This window comes from Streptomyces sp. NPDC093984 (genome assembly GCF_044764595.1).
In the GTDB taxonomy this organism is placed as follows: Bacteria; Actinomycetota; Actinomycetes; order Streptomycetales; family Streptomycetaceae; genus Streptomyces; species Streptomyces cynarae.
Map to the genome: position 1 here is coordinate 1 of NZ_JBIWIM010000052.1, position 1,595 is coordinate 1,595.

At 62.6% G+C, this 1,595-nt stretch carries 3 protein-coding genes; 2 read left to right on the forward strand and 1 reads right to left on the reverse strand.

Translation table 11 applies throughout. From position 1 onward, the window contains the following. Window positions 1-68: 68 nt before the first annotated feature. Window positions 69-290: a hypothetical protein gene (locus ACIRC0_RS39675; RefSeq protein ID WP_403627011.1), complete on the reverse strand. Its 222-nt coding sequence runs from the start codon at window positions 288-290 to the stop codon at window positions 69-71. A 196-nt stretch (window positions 291-486) separates the two neighbouring features. Here ACIRC0_RS39675 and ACIRC0_RS39680 point away from each other — a divergent pair, with 196 nt between their 5' ends. Together ACIRC0_RS39680 and ACIRC0_RS39685 are read left to right on the forward strand one after the other, a co-directional pair. Further along, window positions 487-918: a DUF4259 domain-containing protein gene (locus ACIRC0_RS39680; RefSeq protein WP_403627014.1), complete on the forward strand. Its 432-nt coding sequence runs from the start codon at window positions 487-489 to the stop codon at window positions 916-918. Window positions 919-1,009: 91 nt separating this feature from the next. Continuing rightward, window positions 1,010-1,492 carry a GNAT family N-acetyltransferase gene (locus ACIRC0_RS39685; RefSeq protein WP_403627016.1) on the forward strand — a complete coding sequence of 161 codons (483 nt, stop codon included), beginning with the start codon at window positions 1,010-1,012 and terminating at the stop codon, window positions 1,490-1,492. Window positions 1,493-1,595 lie beyond the last annotated feature (103 nt).

Here is a 1,595-nt window from a genome sequence, read left to right on the forward strand (position 1 = left end):
CAGTACCGGCCCGACCTGCTTGACGGCTTCATCGCCGAGACCGGACTCATCCCGGCACCGCCATGACGTCACCCCGAACCGAAATTCTCAGTAGCCGCACCGTCAAGAAGTACGCCGATGCCGCCAAGCCCGAAGACCTCTTCACCGGTCAGTGGCAGATCCGCTCTTCCAACCTGGGCGAGTACAAGACCTACCTCGACGACCGCTGGAACGAAGGCTGCACCAACGCCTGGACGCTCTGGAAGAAGATTGTTTTGCTCGGCTACAAGGGCAGCTACCAGCACGTTCACACCTACCTGCACAAGAAGCGCACTTCACCAACTCCGGCACTGTTGAAGGCCGCGCCAACCGCATCAAGATGTTCAAGCGCCAGATGTTCAGCCGCGCTGGCTTCCACCTACTCCGCAAATGCGCCCGATTGCACCGTAGTTGGGTTGTCGGTGGCTGGTGCGAGGATCCGGGGCACAGCTACGCAAGGAGATCATCATGGGCACCTGGGACACCGGACCCTTCGACAACGACACAGCCGCGGACTTCGCCGACGCCCTCGATGACGCCGAGGCCGAGGAACGCGTGGCCCTGATCCGAGGTGTCCTCACCCGCACCGTGCACGCCACCGGCTACCTCACGGAAGCCGAAGAAGCGGTGGCCGCCGCCGCATTGATCGCGGCGCAGTGCCCAGGTGGTGAAGCCGTGGACACGCCTTACGGCCCTGAGTCTTCCATGCCCTTGTTTCCTACCGATCTTTGTGCGCTCGCTGACGACGCCCTTGCCCGCATCATCAGCGACGAGGCTGGGCTGGCCTCAGCTTGGGTCGACCCGGGCGACTGGAAGCAATGGCAGGCAATGCTCAACCGCCTTCGTGCCGTCCTCGCCCCACCTCCACGTTCCATCCCGCTCTTCGACATCGAGCCTTAACAGGCGTTACTGGTAACAGACGTTCTGCCAGAACCTGCGTTTGGAAAGCACTTGGGCCGGGATGTCGGTTCGACCGATAGCGTCACGGCCCATGAGGAATCAACAACAGGTAGTGGTTGTCCGCAGGGCGGAGCACGCGGACATCGGCGGGCTCGTCGCGTGCAGCAGCGCGTTGTTCGCAGAGGACGCAGGGACTCGGGACCCAAGCATCAACATAGATTGGCCTCGTCAGCGCGGAGCCGAACGTTTCGCCGCCGGTATAGACGATCCGAACCGACTCTTGCTCGTCGCCGACTGTGACGGCGAGGTCGTGGGACACCTCGTTGGTGTGCTGGGGGAGGCGTCGGAGATGAAGCCGGTTAAGGTCGCAACGCTGGTGAGCATGTATGTGCAGCCCAGGTTTCGTCGCAGCCAGACCGGAGGGCGTCTGGTCGCAGAGTTCTGCGGCTGGGCGAAGGACTTAGGAGCCGAAGCCGCGGAGGTGACGGCATACTCAAGCAACGCTGACGCCATCCGGTTCTATGAGCGCAATGGCTTCGCGCGCCAGTCGGTGACCTTGCAGACGTCTCTATAGCTGATGAGCCTAGGCCCTGTCCGGCGGATCACTGATTGAGCGGTGTCGTCCTGGTGGCCGTGTTCACGGTCATGGGACGAGGTGATCTGACGAACGCGGAGTG